This is a genomic window from Gilliamella sp. LMG 34362, assembly GCF_984569125.1.
On record NZ_OZ474902.1, the window covers coordinates 1,460,237 to 1,479,325 of the forward strand.

Sequence of the window (19,089 nt, forward strand, 5' to 3'; positions counted from 1 at the left end):
ATTCACTTAGCTGATCTTTGCCTGCCAATTAATTTATACCCATTGTTTAAAGATAACTTGATATCGTTCAAGTAAAACCAATTATTGATAAATCGTATTGAGAGTGATCGTATTGTCACTGGATAAAATTAAACATTTCTTAACAATTAATGTTAAGTTGCGTATGCGTTTTATTTGATGGGTTCATTTAAAAATTTGTCTTTAAACAGTATTGAAAAAAATAACAATAATATTTATTTAAATGGATTGATATATGGACAATTCTATACAGGTGCTATCAGATAAAACGTGGTTAATAGCATCTAAAAATACCTGGATCGAAGGTTTAGCAATACAACAATTACTGACAACAGCTAATTTACCTAATATGGTTAAAGTAATGGGGATGCCCGATCTTCATCCCGGCAAAGGCTATCCAATAGGCGCAGCATATTTAAGTCGTGAAATAATTTATCCGGCATTAATTGGTAGTGATATCGGCTGTGGCATGGGATTTTGGCAAACTGACATTAACCTTGCCAAATTGAGTATTGATAAGTTAGAAAAGCAAATAGGGAATATTGATTTGCCTGATACTCGTCACAAATATAATTTAGGTACTATTGGTGGCGGTAATCATTTTGCTGAAATTCAAAAAGTCAGTAAGATTTTTGATGCAACATTATTTAATCAATACCAACTTAATGCCAAAAAACTTTTTTTATTAGTGCATAGTGGCTCAAGAGGTTTAGGACATGCTATTTTGCAAAATCAATTATCACGCTTTGGTTATCAAGGCTTAGCAGATGATAGTGATGATGCATTAAGTTATCTTGAAAAACATGATAATGCAGTTGCTTTTGCAAGATTAAATCGTCAAGTTGTGGCGGAAAGATTAATGACCAATTTGAATACTCAAGGCCATGAAGTACTTAATGTTTGTCACAATTTTTTACAAAAAGTCACCATAGATAAACAGAGCTATTGGTTACATCGAAAAGGTGCATCGTCGGCAATGGATGAACTGGTGATTGTGCCTGGTTCACGAGGTGATTACAGCTATCTTGTCAAACCGATTCAACGAGATGATCTACTTATGTCATTAGCACATGGTGCTGGGCGTAAATGGCGTCGAGCTGACTGTAAAGGTAAGTTGGATAATCGCTATTCAATGCAAGAACTCAAACGGACTAAACTAGGTAGTCGTGTTATTTGTGAAGATAGTAGCCTTATTTTTGAAGAAGCGCCGCAAGCTTATAAATCAATTGATAGTGTAATTGAATCAATGCAGCAAGCTAATATTGTTACTGTCATTGCACAATTGACACCAATATTGAACTATAAAACACAGGGAGGTCACTGATGGCTTTGTTGTTTTTCTCTTCTGCTAGAGGACCCGATGAGTGTACTTTAGCAGTTGCTAAAGCAGTAACGCAATTTTTAAAAGAGGCTGAGCAACAGTCACTAACCACTGAAATTATCGAAAGCGTATTGGGTGATAAACCCAATACTTTTCGATCAGTATTACTATCGATCGAAGGTGTTGAATGTGAACAATTAATTCAACGTTGGTTAGGGACAATACAATGGATCTGTCAAAGTCCTTATCGCCCAAACCATAAGCGAAAAAATTGGTTTTTGGGCGTAACTTGTTTAGCAAACCCGATGGAGTTAAATGACAATACCATTGAATTTACCACTATGAAATCATCTGGAGCAGGTGGTCAACATGTGAATAAAACTGAATCAGCGGTACGAGCAACACATTTAGCAACAGGAATTAGTGTTAAAGTACAAACCGAACGTAGTCAACATGCAAATAAACGGTTAGCTAAATTGTTATTGGCACATAAATTAGTTGAATATGCAGCTGAACAAACCCAGCAGCAAAAAAATATCCGTCAACAATTTCACTATTCTATATTGAGAGGCAACAGCCAATTGGTCTTTTACGGTGAAAAGTTTCAGCAGAGAAAAGACTGAAAAAATAAATCCGTCGGTTCTATAACGGCGGATAATTTTGTTTAATTATTGTTTTAATTTAAGTTAATCTCTATAAATAATCTTAGGTATTAAATTACTATCGATAAGAGATATTCACTGATAGAAATAATCATGATTAATGTTGTTATTTATACGGCTAATGACTAATATTAATGATAACTAGTTTTATAAATTATATTTTTTGAGGATAGGAATGAGGATATGATGAAATACAGTTTATTGTTTTTATCGGTGTTAAGTTGTTTAGCATCTTCTGCTTATGCGACTTCCACGAAAGCTAATGTCGAAGAGCGTTGTCACGCATTGGCAAATTTGAAATTAGAGAATGCTAAAGTAGTAAGTAGCGAATTAATTGCCGATCGTTTTTCACCAAGTTCTAAATTAGCTGATACTTTAAGAGGCGCTAAAGCTAAAGAAATTGTTGATTTACCGCAGATTTGTCGCGTCGAATTATCCATAGAACCGGCTATTAATGTCGAAGTTTGGTTGCCGACTAATTGGAATCAACGATTACAAGCAATAGGTGGCGGTGGATATGCAGGATTTATACCATTTGATAAATTAGCCGTAGCTGCTAAAAATGGTTATGTTGCAGCTGCTACAGATACTGGACATACCGGTAATTTAGTTGAAGGCAAATTTGTCTTTAAAGATGGCAAATTACAGGCCGATTCGGTAACTGATTTTGCTTATCGCAGTGTACACGAGATGACAGTAAAAACCAAACAAATCATAGTGTCATATTATGGTCAAGCTGCTAATTATGCATATTGGAATGGTTGTTCAACGGGTGGAAGACAAGGGCTAATGGAAGCACAAAGGTATCCGGCGGATTATGATGGTTTGTATATTGCAGCACCAGCGATCCATTGGGATAAATTTATACCAGCAGAAATATGGCCTCAAATTGTTATGCAACAAGAGCTAGGTAAACCGATCGATAGTGATAAACTGGAAAAAGTTAGAAAAGCGATTATTGAACTGACTGATGAAAAAGATGGTATTAAAGATGGTCTAGTTAGTGATCCAGCAGCAGTAGATATCAGTGATGAATTGCTATATAAAGCAGGACTTGATAAGGACGAAGTTCGCACATTAAGAAAAATTTGGCAAGGACCAACAGATCAAAATGGCAAATCTTTATGGTTTAGCATTGAACCGACTGCACCACTTGATGTTTTAGCTAGTAATAAAGGACCTTTTCCTATTCCAGAGGATTATTTAAAGTATTGGATTAAACAAGATCCTAATTTTGACTGGAAAACCTTAGGTTACAGCGGTTTTGATAACTATTTTAATGAATCAGTAGAGTTATTCCGTCCAATAATGGGAACTGATAATGCCGATTTGAGTCAATTTAAAAAATTGGGTGGTAAAATGATTATTTGGCATGGCTTGAATGATCGCCTGATCGCACCAAAAGGAACAATTCAATATTATAATAATGTATTGAAGATTATGGGCGGTAAAGATTCAGTAGATGATTTTGCAAAATTCTACCTCGCTCCTGGTGTTGACCATTGTAATGGAGGCGATGGCCCAGATAAAATTAATGGTTTTGAGTCGCTCGTTAATTGGGTTGAGAAAAAACAAGCGCCAAACAGATTAATTGCCCAAAAAATTGAAAATGGTCAGGTCACTCTACAACGTCCTTTATGCCAATATCCACAAAAAACGATTTATCAAGGTAAAGGGGATACTAATAATCCTGAAAACTTTGTTTGTCAGTAATTAAATCATTAGCTAACCAATATATTTGGTTAGCTTTTTTATCCTTTCAAAAATAACTATTCAAATAATTACTAATTTTGTCGTTTTCTCGCTCGACAAATCGCTTGATGATTTTCATCGGCCCACTGTATTAATGTATTCATTGGTTTAAGAAATGATATACCAAGTTCAGCTAGAGCGTACTCTACACGAGCTGGGACTTGTGCATAAACGGTTCGAGTGATATAACCATCTTTTTCTAGTCTTTTTAATGTTCGTGACAGCATTTGTCGTGATATATCGCCAATTTCTCTATGTAAAGAATTGAATCGCATAGCATTATGTTCTAATGATTTTAGAATTAACAGACTCCATTGATCGCCAATTCTATCGAGAACATCACGAATAGGACATGGATGGTCAAATTCAAATAGTTCACTTCTTGTCGTTTTAGTCATTGTCATAATTTTCGTTATCTAGTTTCCCTAAACAGATTAAGTCACATTGAGCTGACCTGGTCATGTTTATGTTACTTATTGTTTTATTTGGTTTTTATTGTTACCATTCAAGCAGTCTACATTATAGACTAATAACACATTATAGATAGAGTTTATCTAAATTAAAATAGAAATTGGAGTTGGTATGAATATAATTAAAAAAAGCTTTGTTATTGGTATTTGTTTGTTGAGTTTTACTGGTATTGCCGTTGCAAAAGATCTAAAGCAAAGAAATCTCGTTCAAGAGGAAGAAAATCGTACACTGGTTATCAATTTTTATAATAACTTCTTTAATAAGCATCAAGTGGCTGAGGCAACTAAAACGTTGGCTGAAGATTATAAACAACATAATCCCTATGTCGCTAATGGTAGGGCTCCTGCGATTACGTATTTCGAAGGCTTCTTTAAACAAAATCCACAATCAAGTAATACTATAATTCGTTCATCAGTAGAAGGCGATATTGTATGGTTACATGTCCATTCTAAAATCAATAATGATGATCTTGGTAAAGCGGTAGTTGATATATTCCGAGTTAAAGATGGAAAAATAGTGGAACATTGGGATGTGATCCAAAATGTACCAGAGCAGGCAGAAAATAATAATACGATGTTTTAATGATTGATTCGATAACTTATAAGCGCCTTAATGGCGCTTTTTTCGTTCTTTTTAATTTTTTTAACTTCAAATATTAAGTAAAAATTTATTTGTCATTTCTATTTACGATCCAGCTATTTGTATTTTATATAAAAATCGCTGTTTTTTTGTGCTTTTGATGGTGTCTTTTTTGAACTGGATCACAAAAATAAGCGTTTTAACATTGAATAATTCAATTTATCACTTTTCTATTAGTTTAAATGAATTTTTAATTTATTTAAAATAATCATGATGTTAATTTTTTATATTGTCCTTTCAGCAACTTATTTTAGCTTCGTTTTTATGATTATTTTGTGACTTGAATCACTCGCCGTATCAAACAGTGTGATATGTATCACGAATCGGTAAGTTTTCATTATTTAATATAAAAATCAGCAAATAGCTTAATAAATAAGAAATTTGTAAGAAATTTATATTTTACTTTTTTAGTAAAAACTCAATGTTAGGCAAAAATCGAAAAAAGGAGATTAGCAATGTTAAAAATTCGGACAGTATGTGGAAATGGTATTGGTAGTTCATTAATGGCGGCTAATCACGTAAAGAATATCTGTGCTACTTTGAATATCAAGGCTGATGTGGCGTCAATAGATTTTGCTAATGCCGAAGGTGAAAAAGCAGATCTATATGTGACCATTAAAGATTTAGCTAAACAATTTTCTGATCAATCAAAAGTTGTCATTATTCGTAGTTATGTCAATAAAAAGCAAATTGAGGAAGACATTAGTGAAAAATTACAGCAATTAGCTGAAATTTGATGTTTTTTCAAAGGAGATATTCTTATGCAATTGTTACTTTCATTTTTAACGGAGATTTTTAGTCAACCAGCTTTTTTAATGGGAATTATTGCTTTTGTAGGATTAGTTTGTTTGCGTTCTCCATTAAATAAACTTTTGACAGGAACTTTAAAACCAATTTTAGGTTACTTAATGTTAAGTGCTGGTGCTGGTGTAATTATTAGCAACTTAAATCCATTGGGTAGCATTATTGAAGCTGGATTTGGTATTCGTGGTGTTATTCCTAATAATGAAGCAATAGTATCGGTAGCACAAAAAGTTTTAGGTGTTGAAACCATGAGTATTTTGTTGCTGGGCTTTATTATAAATTTAATTATTGCTCGGTTTACTAAATATAAATATATATTTTTAACTGGTCATCATTCATTCTTTCTTGCCTGTTTATTTTCAGCTGTTCTACGCGCGGCTAAATTTGATGGTTGGGAACTCATTATTATTGGTGGTTTTTTATTAGGTTCATGGTCAGCGATTTCACCTGCAATTGGTCAAAATTACACAAAGCAAGTGACAGATGATGGCGGGATTGCCATGGGGCATTTTGGTTCGATTGGTTATTATTTATCTGCGTTTATTGCTAAAAGAGTCGGGGATAAAAATAATTCCTTTGCCGATACCGAAATATCTGAAAAATGGGGATTTTTACGAGATACAACTGTAACAACTGGTATCGTAATGGTAATCATATATATTTTTTGTAGCTTAGTTGCCGGAAGTGAATATATGGCTACTATTACCGAACAAAGCCCAATCATCTTTTCCATTCTGAGTGGTTTACAATTTGCGGTTGGTGTGGCTATTGTTTATAACGGTGTTAGATTAATTCTAGGTGATCTTGTTCCAGCCTTCCAAGGTATAAGTCAAAAACTTATTCCTAATTCAATACCGGCAGTCGATTGTGCTGTATTTTTTACCTTTAGTCCTACCGCTGTTGTCGTTGGTTTTATTTGTTCATTTATCGGTGGATTAATTGGTATGTTTATTTTAGGTGGAATGGGGATGGCATTAATTATTCCAGGTATGGTGCCTCATTTCTTCTGTGGCGGTACCTCAGGTGTATTTGCGGATAAATTAGGTGGCAAACGAGGTTGTATTATCGCATCTTTTATTGGTGGAATATTATTAGCGTTCTTGCCAGCATTATTATTACCTACATTAGGCGATTTAGGTTTCCAAAACTCAACTTTTGCTGATTTTGATTTTGCAGTTTGGGGGATCATCATTGGTAAACTATTTAATATTTTCGGTCAAACTGCTATCTATTTTATCTGTTTAATTTTAATCATTGTTCTTTGTGTGCCATTCTTCTTTAAATCTATCAAAGTTGTTGGTGATTCAAGAAATATAGACCAATCATAATTTGCGACTTCATGGTCGAGTAATTTTATTCTCAACCATGAGTTACTCATTATTTGCAATTAATGAATCTTAGTAAAAACAATTTTTATAGTTAAATGAATAATTAAGGATTAATTATGGCAATACTGACAATTGGACTAGCTTGTTATGATCAGTTCTATTTTACAACTAGTTATCCAAAAGAGAACAGTAAATCATTTGCTTATGATTTTATTGAAAGCGGTGGTGGCCCGTGTGCAAATGCGGCTTATTTATTGGGGCTATGGGGAGAAGATATTTACCACTTAGGACATTTGCATGATGATATATACGGTAACAAAATTGTCTCTGAATTTAAACAAATTGGCGTGAAAACTGACCAAATTATTTTTTCAGATGAGATGATTACGCCACTTGCTGCTATTACCGTCAATAAAGAAAATGGCTCGCGAACTATTATTACGCGAAAATTAAATACTCCACCATCAATAACGACTACCGAAAAAAATAAATTGAATCAGTTTATTCGATATTTACAAGAAAATAAGCGTGATTTAGTTATTCTCATCGATGGTCATGAACCAGAATTAAGTGAATATGTCATTAAACAATTACCTAATGTCAAAGTTGTCATGGATGCTGGATCGTTACGAGATAGTAATCTCTATTTAGCCAAATATACGGATTATCTAGTTGCAAGTGAAAATTTTGCACTTGCTTATGCCCATTTAGATGAATTTACAAATAAAAAGTCATTAGAGAGTGCATTGAAAAAACTAACATCAATAGCTAGAGGTTCGGCTTTTATAACATTAGGCGAAAAGGGATGTGCTTATATGGAAGATAAAAAAGTTAAAGTTAGCCCAAGCTTTCTTTGTCAATCAATTGATACGACAGGTGCTGGAGACATATTTCATGGGGCATTTTCCTATGGGGTAAGTTATGGTTGGAACATTGAAGAGATTATTTCATTTGCAAGTTTAACCGCAGCAATTTCGATTGAACGTAAAGGTGTTCGTAAAGCAATGCCTAATTTATCTGAAGTCAATAAAGCACAACGTAGATTTGAAAGAAATTTGACTAAATATTTTAAATAACTAATTAATAAATAAAGGATTAAGAGGTAGATTATGTTAGTTTCAATGAAAGATATGCTAAATAATGCTTATCATGAACATTATGCTGTAGGACAATTTAATATCAATAATTTGGAATGGGTAGCTACAGTTTTAAAAACAGCAAAAGAGAATCGATCGCCAGCAATTCTTGGTGTATCAGGCGGTACAATTAAGCATATGTTGGGCTTTAACACTATCCATGCTATTGTCAAAAATGCAATGGATTATTTAGATATTGATGTACCGATTGCTTTACATTTGGATCATGGCCAAAGTTATGAATCTTGTTTTGCCGCAATTAATGCAGGATTCAGTTCAGTAATGTTTGATGGTTCGCATTTACCATTTGCAGAAAATCTCGAAATTACCAAACGTATAGTAGATTATGCGCACAAAAGAGGGGTTTCGGTAGAAGCTGAATTAGGAACTATTGCAGGAAGTGAAGATGGAATAGTTAATTCTCAAGTAATCTATGCAGATCCACATCAATGTTTAACCATGGTAAAAGAAACTAATGTTGATTGTTTAGCTGCAGCATTGGGCTCTACTCACGGTCTATATAAAGGAAAAGCTAAATTAGGATTTAATGAAATGCAGCATATTTCTAATTTAATAAAAATACCATTAGTGCTTCATGGTGGAACAGGAATTTGTGATGAAGATATGTTACATGCGATTTCTTTAGGGACAGCAAAAATTAATGTTAATACTGAAAATATGTATACGTGGTGTGTTGCTGTTGGAAAATTATTTGCTGAACAAAAAGATCATGACATTAATGACCCTCGTAAAGTGATTAATCATGGATTAAGTCCGGTAGCAGAAAAAATAACAGAACGAATGAAATTATTTGGATCAGTTAATCGATATTAATCATTCCTTTTATTTAACGAAAAATAAAGCCATCTATCATGATGGCTTTTTTTATTAAAAATAATATTGGAAATTAAATAAATTTTATATTTTGCTGTTTATTTTTTGTTAAACCCAATATACTTGCCATCCCTCCCACATGGTAATGATAATCATTATCATTATTATTTGTGTGGTTAATTTAATTTAAAAATGCATTTTATGAAGGAATGAAATATGAATTATAAGAAGGTGAGTACCATAATGCTCTTTATGAGTTTTTCTCTTCAAGCTGCACCACAGCCTGAAGAGAATAAATTGTCTAACAATATAACAGAACAACAAAAAAATAATAAAAGCAAAACAGTTAATGAAGATATTGATGATGTCATGACAGTTATTGCTCGTTCGTCATCGCAGGATGAATTAAAAAAAATCAATAGTGTGATTGCTGGTCGTTCTACACTTTCTTCTGGTTTAATTGAACAAAAGCAAGCAGATAATGTCGCCGAATTACTTAATACCTTACCTGGTGTAAGTTCTGCTGGTTCGGTAAGGCCGGGAGGACAAACATTAAATATTTGGGGATTTGGTAAAGTTGAAGATGTCAAAATAATTGTTGACGGTGCTCAAAAAGGTTTCCAAAAATATCAACAAGGTTCGGTTTTTGTGGAACCAGAATTATTGAAACAAGTTGAAGTTAATAAAGGTCCACATGATGTCAAATTTGGTAATGGTGGATTTGGTGGTGTGGTTAAAATGGAAACTAAAGATGCCATTGATTTACTTGACCCAGATAAATATGTGGGAGGATTGCTTAAATATAGTTTTCATTCCAATAATCATCAAAATATGGAAACAGGCGCTGTCTATGGTCGTACTAAGAATAATTTTTTTGATGGTTTAGTTTACTATACCAAGCGAAATAGCGGTAATTTTAAACGGCCAGATGGATCAAGGTTTGTTTTTTCTGAGGATGATATGGATAGCTACATGGGTAAGTTGAATATTAGACCTAATGAAGAACACACTTTTACGTTATCAGGTATTCACTCTAAACGTGATTCTTGGCAACCGTGGGCGGCAAAATATGTCGAAAAAATGACTCCTCCTACAGCAGCACAGATAAAAAAATATGGTTATAAAGCTGCATGGTTAAGGAAATTGGTAAAAAGATACCAAACAGATGATTCAGCCCAATTTAAATGGAATTACCAACCAACTTATAATCCGCTCATTGATTTAACACTACATACTACATACTCTAAAACTAAACAACATGATAAGCGCCCAGCTAAATATAATCCAGTTTCTTCGTTAGGAACCATGGGTAATGAAAGTTGGGTCAGTTATACTGATAAAACGATTGAATTGGAAAATGTAAGTTTAATTAATATTGGTGATGTGAAGAACGCATTAAAGATTGGCACACAAGCTCATTTACATGATCGTGATACATTAATGTATTATAAGAATTATGAAAAAAAACCAAACTATCATCATGGTTATTTTCAACCAGCATATATGCCATCGGGTAAACAGCAAACTTATAGTTTTTATGTACAAGATGAAATTTCTGTTAGCAATTTTGTTTTAACGCCTAGCCTACGATATGATTATGTAAGAAATCATGGCACAAAAAATTATGCCTCTGCTTATAATGATCCTGATCCACGTTTTGGACATGATTATTCTCCGGTGACATATAGTGGTTGGACGCCACGATTTGGTACTTATTGGCAAGCAACCAATAATATTGGCTTTTTTGGTGACATCAGTTACGCATGGCAAGCGCCAACCATAGATCAAACTTATGAAGTGCAATTTACGCCTAAAAATGGTGGAAGTGGTAAGATTACTGCGACGAGCCGTAATTTAGATAAAGAACGCGATTTATCAATTCGAATTGGTAATATTTTAGATTTTAATAATTTAATATTGGAAAACGATAAAATACAGGTTCGTAGTACGCTATTTAGGCAACGTGTCACTAATGAAATATTTGTTACTCGTGGCTTTAATGGATCGATTTGTGGGCCCAATAAATCATGTCCTTTAGGCCAATCTAATTATCGAAATCTTCCGGGTAAATTAATTGTGAAAGGCTTTGAACTTGAAGCATATTATGATAGTAAATATTGGTTTTCAAGTGCGACATATTCTATACAGAAAGGGGAACGAGATACCGCACCTCAAGCACCTTGGATGCATAACAAAACCTATGTAGCGACTATTGCTCCTCGTACAGCCACGTTAACTGCCGGATTTAAAATACCAGAATGGAATATAAGAGCCGGATGGAATGCTCAATTTGTCAGAAAACAGGATCGAACCGGGCATGAAGATAGAAATCATGATGGTTTACCTGATCTTGGTGCTTATTCATTAGGACCTTCATCAGGGTATTCATTACATAACTTATTTGCTAGTTGGCAACCAACCTTTTTACCAAAAGCAGAAGTTAAACTATCTGTAGATAATTTATTTAACAAGGATTATAGACTCTATCTTGGTGAAAATACTTATGGTATGGCACGTAACTTTAAAGCCAGTTTTTCTTATCGATTCTGATAATTAAGATATCGTTTTTTGCGATATTGATTAATTGTTTTTTATTCAAGACTCATAAAAGCCCTTATAAAGAAGGGCTTTGTTTTATATATTTTATTATTGGTTAAGATAATTTTTAATAAAATTGAATTTACGAGCTACATAAATCATATCTTGAAATTGTTGTTGGGCTGATTGATCCGTTTTTTCAATCCACGCTTTAATAATAGGGTTATCTTTAAAAGATGGATCAGAAGCATAGGCGTATAAATAAGTTTCAATGATTTTAATTTCAGTAAATTTTAAATCGACTAAATAATGATAAGCAGCTAATAATCGCTGAAATAATTGCGCTGATTTTTCATTAGGTAATGAAATATGTTCACGTTGCATATTGGTAATTAATTCATTGATATAACTATTTTCATCAACATGATAAATTGTTCTGTTTAAAAGTATTTCTTCGGCTAATTTTTCAGCAAAGTCTTGAGTTATTTTAGCTTTTTGTTCTACCGTTAATCTTGAGTTGCTATTAATTGTTTTCTGTCCGTCTTCGATCGCTTTCATCGCTTCAATATCACTGCGTGAAGGGTTGAGATCAGGATCATATTTTATTACAGCAATAATTGCCGCAGTATTAACTAGAATTTTAGTTGCATCTAACAAAGTAGATTTATTGTTTATAATTTTAACCATTTTAATTCTCAAATTTTTATATTAATGTCATAGATTATAAATCGTGTTTCATTGGTAAAAGATCTGCTTCTCGCAATTTCAATTCCACACTATACATAGTTTTAATATCATTAATATTTTGTCTATTAGGAAAATGATCGAATAAAACAATGACAGTACCAACATGGGTATTCTCTTTTATAATTGGTATTAATTGATAAACTTCTGGATAATCCTTATGTTGTAGTGGACTAGGTATGTAAGCCATTAAAGATAAGTTTATGCGTGGAGGAAAGATATAAATTGAACTAGGAATTTCTCTACTATTCATAGTAATAAAGTTATGGCTAAATTTTTGCGCTAATCCAGTTATAAACGATGCCATTTTATCAATAATTTGTTTACTTTCAGGTAAATTAAAATAGAAACCAACGGAAGATTCACCCGCCTGAAAACCTTCGATAGCTTTGTATCCGGAATAGGACATCAGATTACAATTAGATAATTTTTGACTATCGGCAAAAAAAAATAAAACACTGCCTCTTGTGTCGATTTGTTTACAAGCACGCGATAGTTTTTTTAATCCATATTCGGTAAATCCTTCAGGACTATAAATTAAAGCTTTGGGCTTACCTTTGGCTGTACTTCGATCTGGGTACCAATGGGCATTGTCATCTATACAGTATTGATAAATATTTAATATGTCATGTAGTTGTTGATTAAGATCGGTAAATACAATTTGCTGCATTCTGGGAAGATGAATTTTAATATCAAATTGCGTCTTGTTTATTTCCATGTAAACATCCTTATTTTTTATCTTTCATTTTTACAAATTAATCATAACATTATTTATCATTAAAAATGAAAGTAGTTTTACTTATTATTTTTTTATTTAAATAAACTAAGATTTGACGATTAAATCGGTCTAACTAGGTTAATTTGTCTGTTTCGAATTGAGTTTGTCGTAGTCAATATTGATGTTGCTAGCTTACTTTTAAATCTTCTATAAATAACGATTAACTTTTAAAATGAAAATATATTTTTATATTTTTGCTTTTATTTTGAAAATTTGAGAGCTTCGTCACAATAAAATTTGTTTCAAAAACTATACTAATAATACGTAGCGTAAAGTTACGAATATTGCAGTAAATAGAGAAAAATTATGGTTCAAATCTTTTTAAAAATATTTTTCTTTGTATTGTATTTTGATAGTTGCATGATGATAAAGAATAAAAGATTGGATGATTTATTCTTTCTTTCCTATAAGGTTAATTATCATGCTTAAAATTAAGGAGCTCTTTCTATGAAAAAAATATCTAAACTCTTTTTTGTGTGTTTTCTATTTTTTTTCACTTTCGGCGCACATGCTAAGCAATATCATATAGGTGTTTCATTATTAACCCAACAACATCCTTTTTATATCTCATTAGCAGATGCTATAAAACAAAAAGCTCAACAGGAAAATGTTGATTTATCACTATCTATCGCTAGCCAAGATCTTAATAAACAAATTTCAGACATTGAAGATTTTATTATTAAAAAAGTGGATTTAATTATTTTATCACCAGTTGATTCAAAAGGTGTACAAGCTGCGATTATGAAAGCTGAAAAGGCGAATATTCCAGTTATTACTGTTGATGTTCCTGCCGTTGGCGTCAAAGTCGTTAGTCATATTGCGACCAACAATTATGCTGGTGGTGTTACTGCCGGTGAGTTAATGGGGCAATTATTAAACGGTAAAGGAACGGTTGGTGTTATTGATTATCCTATGGTGCAATCAGTTGTTGATCGTGTTGATGGATTTAAAGAAGGATTGTCTAAAACTCCAGACGTGAAAATAGTGTCTATTCAAACCGGAATTACCCGTGCAGAAGCTCTTGTTGTTGCACAAAATATGTTACAAGCATACCCAGACTTAAATGGAATTTTTGGTTTTGGTGATGATGCTGCATTATCAGCGGTTATCGCGGCGAAATCTGTTAAAAATAATGATATAAAAATCATTGGTTTTGATGGCATGGATGAAGCAAGAAAAGCTGTAGATAAAGAAAAAACATTCGTAGCTGTAATCCAACAATATCCAAATAAGTTAGGTGAAATCGCTGTAGCTACTGCAATTGACTACTTAAATGGTAAAAAAGTCGATGAAGTAATCCCAGTCACTCCTGGCGTATATACAGGAAAAAAATAATTCACAATAAGGGATAGGGTAATATCTATCCCTTCCACAAGGAATCAACTAATGAATAATATCATATTATCTGTGGATTCTATTGCCAAAAATTTTGGTCCGATTCAAGCTTTGAAAAATGTTAGTTTAGACATCTACCAAGGTAGAGTTCATACGCTATTGGGCGAAAATGGCGCAGGAAAATCTACATTAATGAAAATCCTAGCCGGTATTTATCCGCCAAGTAGTGGAACAATTACCTATCAAGGCAATGTTATCACTATAAAGAATCCAACAGAATCAAGAAAGATAGGGATTGCTATAGTTTTCCAAGAATTGAGTTTAAGTAATAACCTAACGATTGCTCAGAATATTTATGCCAATAATGAACCAAATAAATATGGCATTATTTCTGATAATCAAATGATTAAAAATTGTAATGCATTATTTGCGGAGTATGGAATCAAATTAAATCCAACACAAATTGTTGGAACCATGTCTATGGCGCAACGGCAATTGGTTGAAATTGCAAAAGCACTTAGTTATGACGCGAAAGTATTAATTATGGATGAACCAACTTCGTCATTAAGTGATAATGAAGCAGAACTACTCTTCAATATAATAGAAAAACTTAAACAAAAAGATGTTGCAATTATATATATTTCGCATCGAATGGATGAGATCATGCGTATCTCTGATGATATTTCAGTTATGCGTGATGGCGAGTATATTGCCACCCACCAAAAAAACGAAACCACCATAGATCAGCTGATTGCTGAAATGGTTGGCCGTGAAGTACAAAATATTTATCCACCAAAATTACCACACCAAATTCAGGAAGATCCGCCTTTATTAGAAGTTAGAAACTTAGATCATTTTAGAGAATTCAAGAATATTAGCTTTAAGGTGCATTCTGGTGAAGTAGTTGGTTTTTTTGGTTTAGTTGGTGCTGGTCGGTCAGAAGTGATGAAAGCATTGTTTGGGGTAACTAAATACCAAGGTGAAATTTTTATTTCAGGTAAAAAAGTCAATATTAATTCACCAACTCAAGCCATTGAACATGGCCTTGCTTTTGTTACCGAAAATCGTAAAGAAGAAGGCTTGGTTTTGATGCATGATGTTCATTCAAATATTAATCATATTGCCTTTCAATATGAGCCATCATTTATCATCAATAATAGAAAAGAATTATTAAATTCGACTAAATATATAAAGAAGATGGCTATCAAAACCAATAATCCATTCCAAGTAACCGGTAGTTTAAGTGGTGGTAACCAACAAAAAATCGTTATTGCCAAATGGTTAGTGAAGCCACCTAAAATTTTGATTTTAGACGAACCCACTCGGGGAATTGATATCGGTGCCAAATTGGAAATTTATAAATTAATAAGAGAACTATCATCAAAAGGTACTGCAATCATTATGATCTCATCAGAACTACCCGAGGTGATGTCTATTAGTGATCGTTTATTTGTTATGCGTAATAAGAAAATTGTAAAGGAATTTAATACTGAAGGGTTAACTCAACCAGAAGTAATGAATATAGCAACAGGAGCATGTGCATGAATACTAAAGAAAATACCTCGATGAATAATAGTAATTTTAAAGAATCTTTTTTTAAAGTATTCCGTCAATATGGTGGAATTGTTATCGGGCTAATTGCTTTATTCATTCTGTTTTCATTTATGAATAGTAACTTTTTAACTAGTACCAACATTATGAATATTGTCTTGCAAGTATCAATTATTGCGATTACGGCATTTGGTATGACATATGTATTGCTGCTTGGTGATATCGATTTATCCGTCGGTTCAACTATAGCGTTAACAGGTACATTAGCGGCACTTGCTTTACTTTGGGGATTACCATTTTATCTTGCCATAGTTATAGCTTTGTTACTTTCAATTGCGGTTGGTTTTATCAATGGTAGTTTAACGGCACTTGCTGGTATTCCATCGTTTATTGTGACTGTAGCAACTATGGGGATTTTCCGTGGGATTGCTTATATCATTACAGATGGTAAACCTGAAATGATTATGGATGATGTATTTCTTGAATTAGGTAATGGTGATATTTTTTCAATTCCTAATCCAATATGGGTGCTATTAATATTGTTATTAGTCAATCATTTCATCTTATCTAAAACGACATTTGGTCGAAAAATTTATATCACTGGTGGCAACAAAGAAGCCGCTGTTTATTCTGGAATTAATGTTAAAAAATTAAAAATACAAGTTTTCATGATAACTGCGTTAATGGCAGGGATCAGTGGATTATTGTTAGCATCAAGACTTTATTCAGGTCAACCAAGTACTGCGCAAGGTTATGAATTAGATGCTATTGCTTCAGCAGTTTTAGGCGGAACAAGCTTAAATGGTGGTCACGGCACAATTATTGGAACAATGATAGGCGCTCTAATCATCGGTGTTATTAATAACGGCATGAACTTGATGAACATTCCTTATTTTTATCAACTAGTTGTTAAAGGATTAGTCATTCTATTAGCTGTATATATTGATGTTCGTAATAAGAAAAACAGAGTTTAAATGGAGTTGAATTAATATGAAAAAAATATTTACACTAGGTGAAATTGTTGTCGAAATTATGGCTAACCAAAAAGGGCAATTATTTACACATGATGGACTATGGAAGGGCCCATTTGCCAGTGGTGCTCCAGCAATTTTTATCGATCAAGTGGCGAAATTAGATGAACCAGCAGCGATGATAAGTTGTGTTGGTAATGATGGCTTTGGTGAGTTAAATATAAAAAAACTGGCTGATGATGGTGTTGATATCTCTCATATTAAAGTTATGGATGACCAAACTACGGGAAGCGCATTTGTAACTTATCATGAGGATGGTAGTCGGGATTTTATTTTTAATATAAAAAATGCTGCTTGTGCTCTGATTAATGAAGACATGGTTAGCCAAAAGATTTTAGAAGATTGCGATCATCTACATATAATGGGATCTTCGCTGTTTTCTAAACAAATTCTTGATACCGCTAAGAAAGCTATAGCAATAGTTAAACAAAATAAAGGTATCATTTCCTTTGATCCTAATATCCGTAAGGAAATGTTAAATCTGCCAGGCGTTAAAGAGGCGCTGTTAGCAATATTACAGCAAACCGATATTTACTTACCAAGTGAAAGTGAAGTCACACTGTTAGCCGATACGGATAATGAGAAGCAAGCGATCGATTATTTTTTAAATAATGGTATATCTTCTATTGTTATAAAAAAAGGTAATAAGGGCGCGAGTTATTATTCGGCAAGTGAATCTTTTGATGTGCAACCTCATTTAGTTACCGAAATAGATCCGACTGGTGCAGGGGATTGTTTTGGTGGTGCATATGTCGCCTTAATTCATAAAGGTTTTACAGCCAAAAAAGCCTTAACTTATGCCAATGCTTGCGGTGCGTTGGCGGTGACAAAACAAGGACCAATGCAAGGTACGTCAACATTAGAGCAGATTGAAAAATTCCTACAAAAATAGTTGATTTCAATTATGATTAAGCCCCTAATTAGGGGCTTTTTTTATTAAATTTGCAATAAAAAACATTACATTATTTAAAATTTTCAATAATTTTTTATATATTGTTTTATGCCTTCAGAAATCAATAATATTGAAAATAGCGATTTAAATTTTTGCTTATTTGTGTGACGTTGTCACTAATTTTAAGGCAAATCTTAACTAGAATTAGCTTACAATATTAAATAAAAAATCTAGTTAAATAATAGTTGATATTATACTATTCAAAGTGTTGTTAATTATAGAAAAATCAATAGTATAGTTTTATTCTAACTATTTATTTGGTAAATATTTATAAACATAAATTGTGAATTAATTTTATTTTTTCATTGAGTTTTGATAAATAACGCTATCTTTATTAACACTAGATTGTTTAAATGAACAATTAGTTATCTGCTGATGATATTCTGCCATTGTTGAGTTAGAAAGAATGATAACATCAATTTGCTGAAGTGAAGCAAATCCAAAAGTATCATTTTCTTCAATTCGACTGGGTAGAAGCGCGATGCGACAATTAGCGTTGTTTAATAATAATTGATAACCTTCCATCAATTGACTATTCGATATGGCAATTTCATCATCGGTATTGATTGCCTCTATTTCAAATATAACGGTAGATAATTCATATTTTGCTAATAGAGTTTGCACATCATTTTTATCAAAATTAGTATATTTTTGATTAAATACTCCACCAATTAACACGATTTCACCCTGAATATAATCTTTTGCTAACATAGCAAAGCTTAAATCATTAACGATCAGAGTGAGATTTTTTTTATTATATAAATATGGTATGAGTTTTCTAGTTATTTTACCATTTAACAAACATAGCGTATCGCCATCATTGATGAATGATAAACATCGCATAATCAAACTAATATCAGAGTAAGCGTTTTTGGCTTCATTGTTTGATTCTTGATGAGATTTATCAAAACTATCTTTAGGTTGTAAATATATGGCTCCACCAAAGGATCGTTTAAGATAACCTTGTTGTTCTAAATAATTTAAATCTTGTCGTATAGTGACACCAGATACATTTAATAATTCAGATAATTCATCAACTTTCACTTCACCTTGCTTTCTAACTATTTCGGCAATATCTAATCGTCTTTTTAACAGTGAAGTATTTCCTTTAGCCAATTTTATTTACCTCTTTAAAAATTATGTGTTAATGAACTATACAAAAACAGATGATTAAATACTTGTGCAAATAAAATTT

17 protein-coding genes are annotated in these 19,089 nt (G+C 32.7%); 13 read left to right on the forward strand and 4 right to left on the reverse strand.

The genetic code is table 11. From position 1 onward, the window contains the following. Positions 1-253 precede the first annotated feature (253 nt). The 3 genes from AC5LWZ_RS06775 (at position 254) to AC5LWZ_RS06785 (ending at position 3,714) form a co-directional block, all read left to right on the forward strand. Positions 254-1,342, forward strand: coding sequence for an RNA ligase RtcB family protein (locus AC5LWZ_RS06775; protein ID WP_086364459.1), 1,089 nt, complete (start codon positions 254-256; stop codon positions 1,340-1,342). Continuing rightward, complete coding sequence (prfH, locus tag AC5LWZ_RS06780; protein ID WP_493463324.1) at positions 1,342-1,962, forward strand: peptide chain release factor H; 621 nt, start codon at positions 1,342-1,344, stop codon at positions 1,960-1,962. The genes AC5LWZ_RS06775 and prfH overlap by 1 nt, the downstream gene beginning before the upstream one ends. Positions 1,963-2,184: 222 nt before the next feature. Next, entirely contained in the window at positions 2,185-3,714 is a 1,530-nt protein-coding gene (locus AC5LWZ_RS06785) for a tannase/feruloyl esterase family alpha/beta hydrolase (RefSeq protein ID WP_493463325.1), read from the forward strand. 71 nt (positions 3,715-3,785) lie between these two features. On the opposite strand, the gene AC5LWZ_RS06790 is transcribed toward AC5LWZ_RS06785, so the two are convergent. Next, complete coding sequence (locus tag AC5LWZ_RS06790; protein WP_086358907.1) at positions 3,786-4,151, reverse strand: winged helix-turn-helix transcriptional regulator; 366 nt, start codon at positions 4,149-4,151, stop codon at positions 3,786-3,788. A 184-nt stretch (positions 4,152-4,335) separates the two neighbouring features. On the opposite strand from AC5LWZ_RS06790, the gene AC5LWZ_RS06795 reads away from it, so the two are divergent. The 6 genes from AC5LWZ_RS06795 (at position 4,336) to AC5LWZ_RS06820 (ending at position 11,515) form a co-directional block, all read left to right on the forward strand. Further along, complete coding sequence (locus AC5LWZ_RS06795; protein WP_493463326.1) at positions 4,336-4,806, forward strand: nuclear transport factor 2 family protein; 471 nt, start codon at positions 4,336-4,338, stop codon at positions 4,804-4,806. Positions 4,807-5,318: 512 nt separating this feature from the next. Then, entirely contained in the window at positions 5,319-5,600 is a 282-nt protein-coding gene (locus AC5LWZ_RS06800; protein ID WP_086358909.1) for a PTS sugar transporter subunit IIB, read from the forward strand. Positions 5,601-5,624: 24 nt separating this feature from the next. After that, positions 5,625-6,995, forward strand: coding sequence for a PTS ascorbate transporter subunit IIC (gene ulaA, locus AC5LWZ_RS06805; protein WP_086358910.1), 1,371 nt, complete (start codon positions 5,625-5,627; stop codon positions 6,993-6,995). Positions 6,996-7,111: 116 nt separating this feature from the next. Then, positions 7,112-8,071, forward strand: a complete 960-nt coding sequence (locus AC5LWZ_RS06810) for a carbohydrate kinase family protein (RefSeq protein ID WP_294910016.1) — start codon at positions 7,112-7,114, stop codon at positions 8,069-8,071. A gap of 33 nt (positions 8,072-8,104) precedes the next feature. Further along, a complete protein-coding gene (fba, locus tag AC5LWZ_RS06815) occupies positions 8,105-8,965 on the forward strand; it encodes a class II fructose-1,6-bisphosphate aldolase (RefSeq protein WP_232350080.1) in 861 nt (286 codons plus the stop codon). Positions 8,966-9,181: 216 nt separating this feature from the next. Then, a complete protein-coding gene (locus AC5LWZ_RS06820; protein ID WP_110447896.1) occupies positions 9,182-11,515 on the forward strand; it encodes a TonB-dependent hemoglobin/transferrin/lactoferrin family receptor in 2,334 nt (777 codons plus the stop codon). Positions 11,516-11,611: 96 nt separating this feature from the next. Here AC5LWZ_RS06820 and AC5LWZ_RS06825 read toward each other — a convergent pair whose 3' ends face one another. After that, positions 11,612-12,190, reverse strand: coding sequence for a hypothetical protein (locus AC5LWZ_RS06825; RefSeq protein WP_493463327.1), 579 nt, complete (start codon positions 12,188-12,190; stop codon positions 11,612-11,614). Between the two features lie 34 nt (positions 12,191-12,224). Beyond that, on the reverse strand, positions 12,225-12,965 hold the full coding sequence (locus AC5LWZ_RS06830) for an Imm52 family immunity protein (protein WP_198221364.1): 741 nt from the start codon (positions 12,963-12,965) through the stop codon (positions 12,225-12,227). A 507-nt stretch (positions 12,966-13,472) separates the two neighbouring features. On the opposite strand from AC5LWZ_RS06830, the gene AC5LWZ_RS06835 reads away from it, so the two are divergent. From AC5LWZ_RS06835 to AC5LWZ_RS06850, 4 genes are read left to right on the forward strand one after another with little or no spacing between them, the layout of a single operon-like run. Further along, positions 13,473-14,360 carry a substrate-binding domain-containing protein gene (locus AC5LWZ_RS06835; protein WP_198199847.1) on the forward strand — a complete coding sequence of 296 codons (888 nt, stop codon included), beginning with the start codon at positions 13,473-13,475 and terminating at the stop codon, positions 14,358-14,360. A gap of 51 nt (positions 14,361-14,411) precedes the next feature. Further along, a complete protein-coding gene (locus tag AC5LWZ_RS06840) occupies positions 14,412-15,905 on the forward strand; it encodes a sugar ABC transporter ATP-binding protein (protein ID WP_198199849.1) in 1,494 nt (497 codons plus the stop codon). Beyond that, positions 15,902-16,885, forward strand: coding sequence for an ABC transporter permease (locus tag AC5LWZ_RS06845; protein WP_220000061.1), 984 nt, complete (start codon positions 15,902-15,904; stop codon positions 16,883-16,885). The genes AC5LWZ_RS06840 and AC5LWZ_RS06845 overlap by 4 nt, the downstream gene beginning before the upstream one ends. 16 nt (positions 16,886-16,901) lie before the next feature. Further along, positions 16,902-17,834, forward strand: coding sequence for a sugar kinase (locus AC5LWZ_RS06850; protein WP_493463328.1), 933 nt, complete (start codon positions 16,902-16,904; stop codon positions 17,832-17,834). Positions 17,835-18,188: 354 nt separating this feature from the next. Here the strand turns inward: AC5LWZ_RS06850 and AC5LWZ_RS06855 are convergent, their stop codons facing one another. Next, the gene (locus tag AC5LWZ_RS06855; RefSeq protein ID WP_110447890.1) at positions 18,189-19,010 is read right to left on the reverse strand and encodes a DeoR/GlpR family DNA-binding transcription regulator; all 822 of its coding nucleotides are present in this window, start codon (positions 19,008-19,010) and stop codon (positions 18,189-18,191) included. Positions 19,011-19,089: the final 79 nt, after the last annotated feature.

What these genes read in the sequence shown, in the direction of transcription:
- AC5LWZ_RS06775 (WP_086364459.1), top strand. Translation starts at nt 254, where the DNA reads ATGGACAATTCTATACAGGTGCTATCAGATAAAACGTGGTTAATAGCA.
- prfH (WP_493463324.1), top strand. Translation starts at nt 1,342, where the DNA reads ATGGCTTTGTTGTTTTTCTCTTCTGCTAGAGGACCCGATGAGTGTACT.
- AC5LWZ_RS06785 (WP_493463325.1), top strand. Translation starts at nt 2,185, where the DNA reads ATGATGAAATACAGTTTATTGTTTTTATCGGTGTTAAGTTGTTTAGCA.
- AC5LWZ_RS06790 (WP_086358907.1), bottom strand. Translation starts at nt 4,151, where the DNA reads ATGACTAAAACGACAAGAAGTGAACTATTTGAATTTGACCATCCATGT.
- AC5LWZ_RS06795 (WP_493463326.1), top strand. Translation starts at nt 4,336, where the DNA reads ATGAATATAATTAAAAAAAGCTTTGTTATTGGTATTTGTTTGTTGAGT.
- AC5LWZ_RS06800 (WP_086358909.1), top strand. Translation starts at nt 5,319, where the DNA reads ATGTTAAAAATTCGGACAGTATGTGGAAATGGTATTGGTAGTTCATTA.
- ulaA (WP_086358910.1), top strand. Translation starts at nt 5,625, where the DNA reads ATGCAATTGTTACTTTCATTTTTAACGGAGATTTTTAGTCAACCAGCT.
- AC5LWZ_RS06810 (WP_294910016.1), top strand. Translation starts at nt 7,112, where the DNA reads ATGGCAATACTGACAATTGGACTAGCTTGTTATGATCAGTTCTATTTT.
- fba (WP_232350080.1), top strand. Translation starts at nt 8,105, where the DNA reads ATGTTAGTTTCAATGAAAGATATGCTAAATAATGCTTATCATGAACAT.
- AC5LWZ_RS06820 (WP_110447896.1), top strand. Translation starts at nt 9,182, where the DNA reads ATGAATTATAAGAAGGTGAGTACCATAATGCTCTTTATGAGTTTTTCT.
- AC5LWZ_RS06825 (WP_493463327.1), bottom strand. Translation starts at nt 12,190, where the DNA reads ATGGTTAAAATTATAAACAATAAATCTACTTTGTTAGATGCAACTAAA.
- AC5LWZ_RS06830 (WP_198221364.1), bottom strand. Translation starts at nt 12,965, where the DNA reads ATGGAAATAAACAAGACGCAATTTGATATTAAAATTCATCTTCCCAGA.
- AC5LWZ_RS06835 (WP_198199847.1), top strand. Translation starts at nt 13,473, where the DNA reads ATGAAAAAAATATCTAAACTCTTTTTTGTGTGTTTTCTATTTTTTTTC.
- AC5LWZ_RS06840 (WP_198199849.1), top strand. Translation starts at nt 14,412, where the DNA reads ATGAATAATATCATATTATCTGTGGATTCTATTGCCAAAAATTTTGGT.
- AC5LWZ_RS06845 (WP_220000061.1), top strand. Translation starts at nt 15,902, where the DNA reads ATGAATACTAAAGAAAATACCTCGATGAATAATAGTAATTTTAAAGAA.
- AC5LWZ_RS06850 (WP_493463328.1), top strand. Translation starts at nt 16,902, where the DNA reads ATGAAAAAAATATTTACACTAGGTGAAATTGTTGTCGAAATTATGGCT.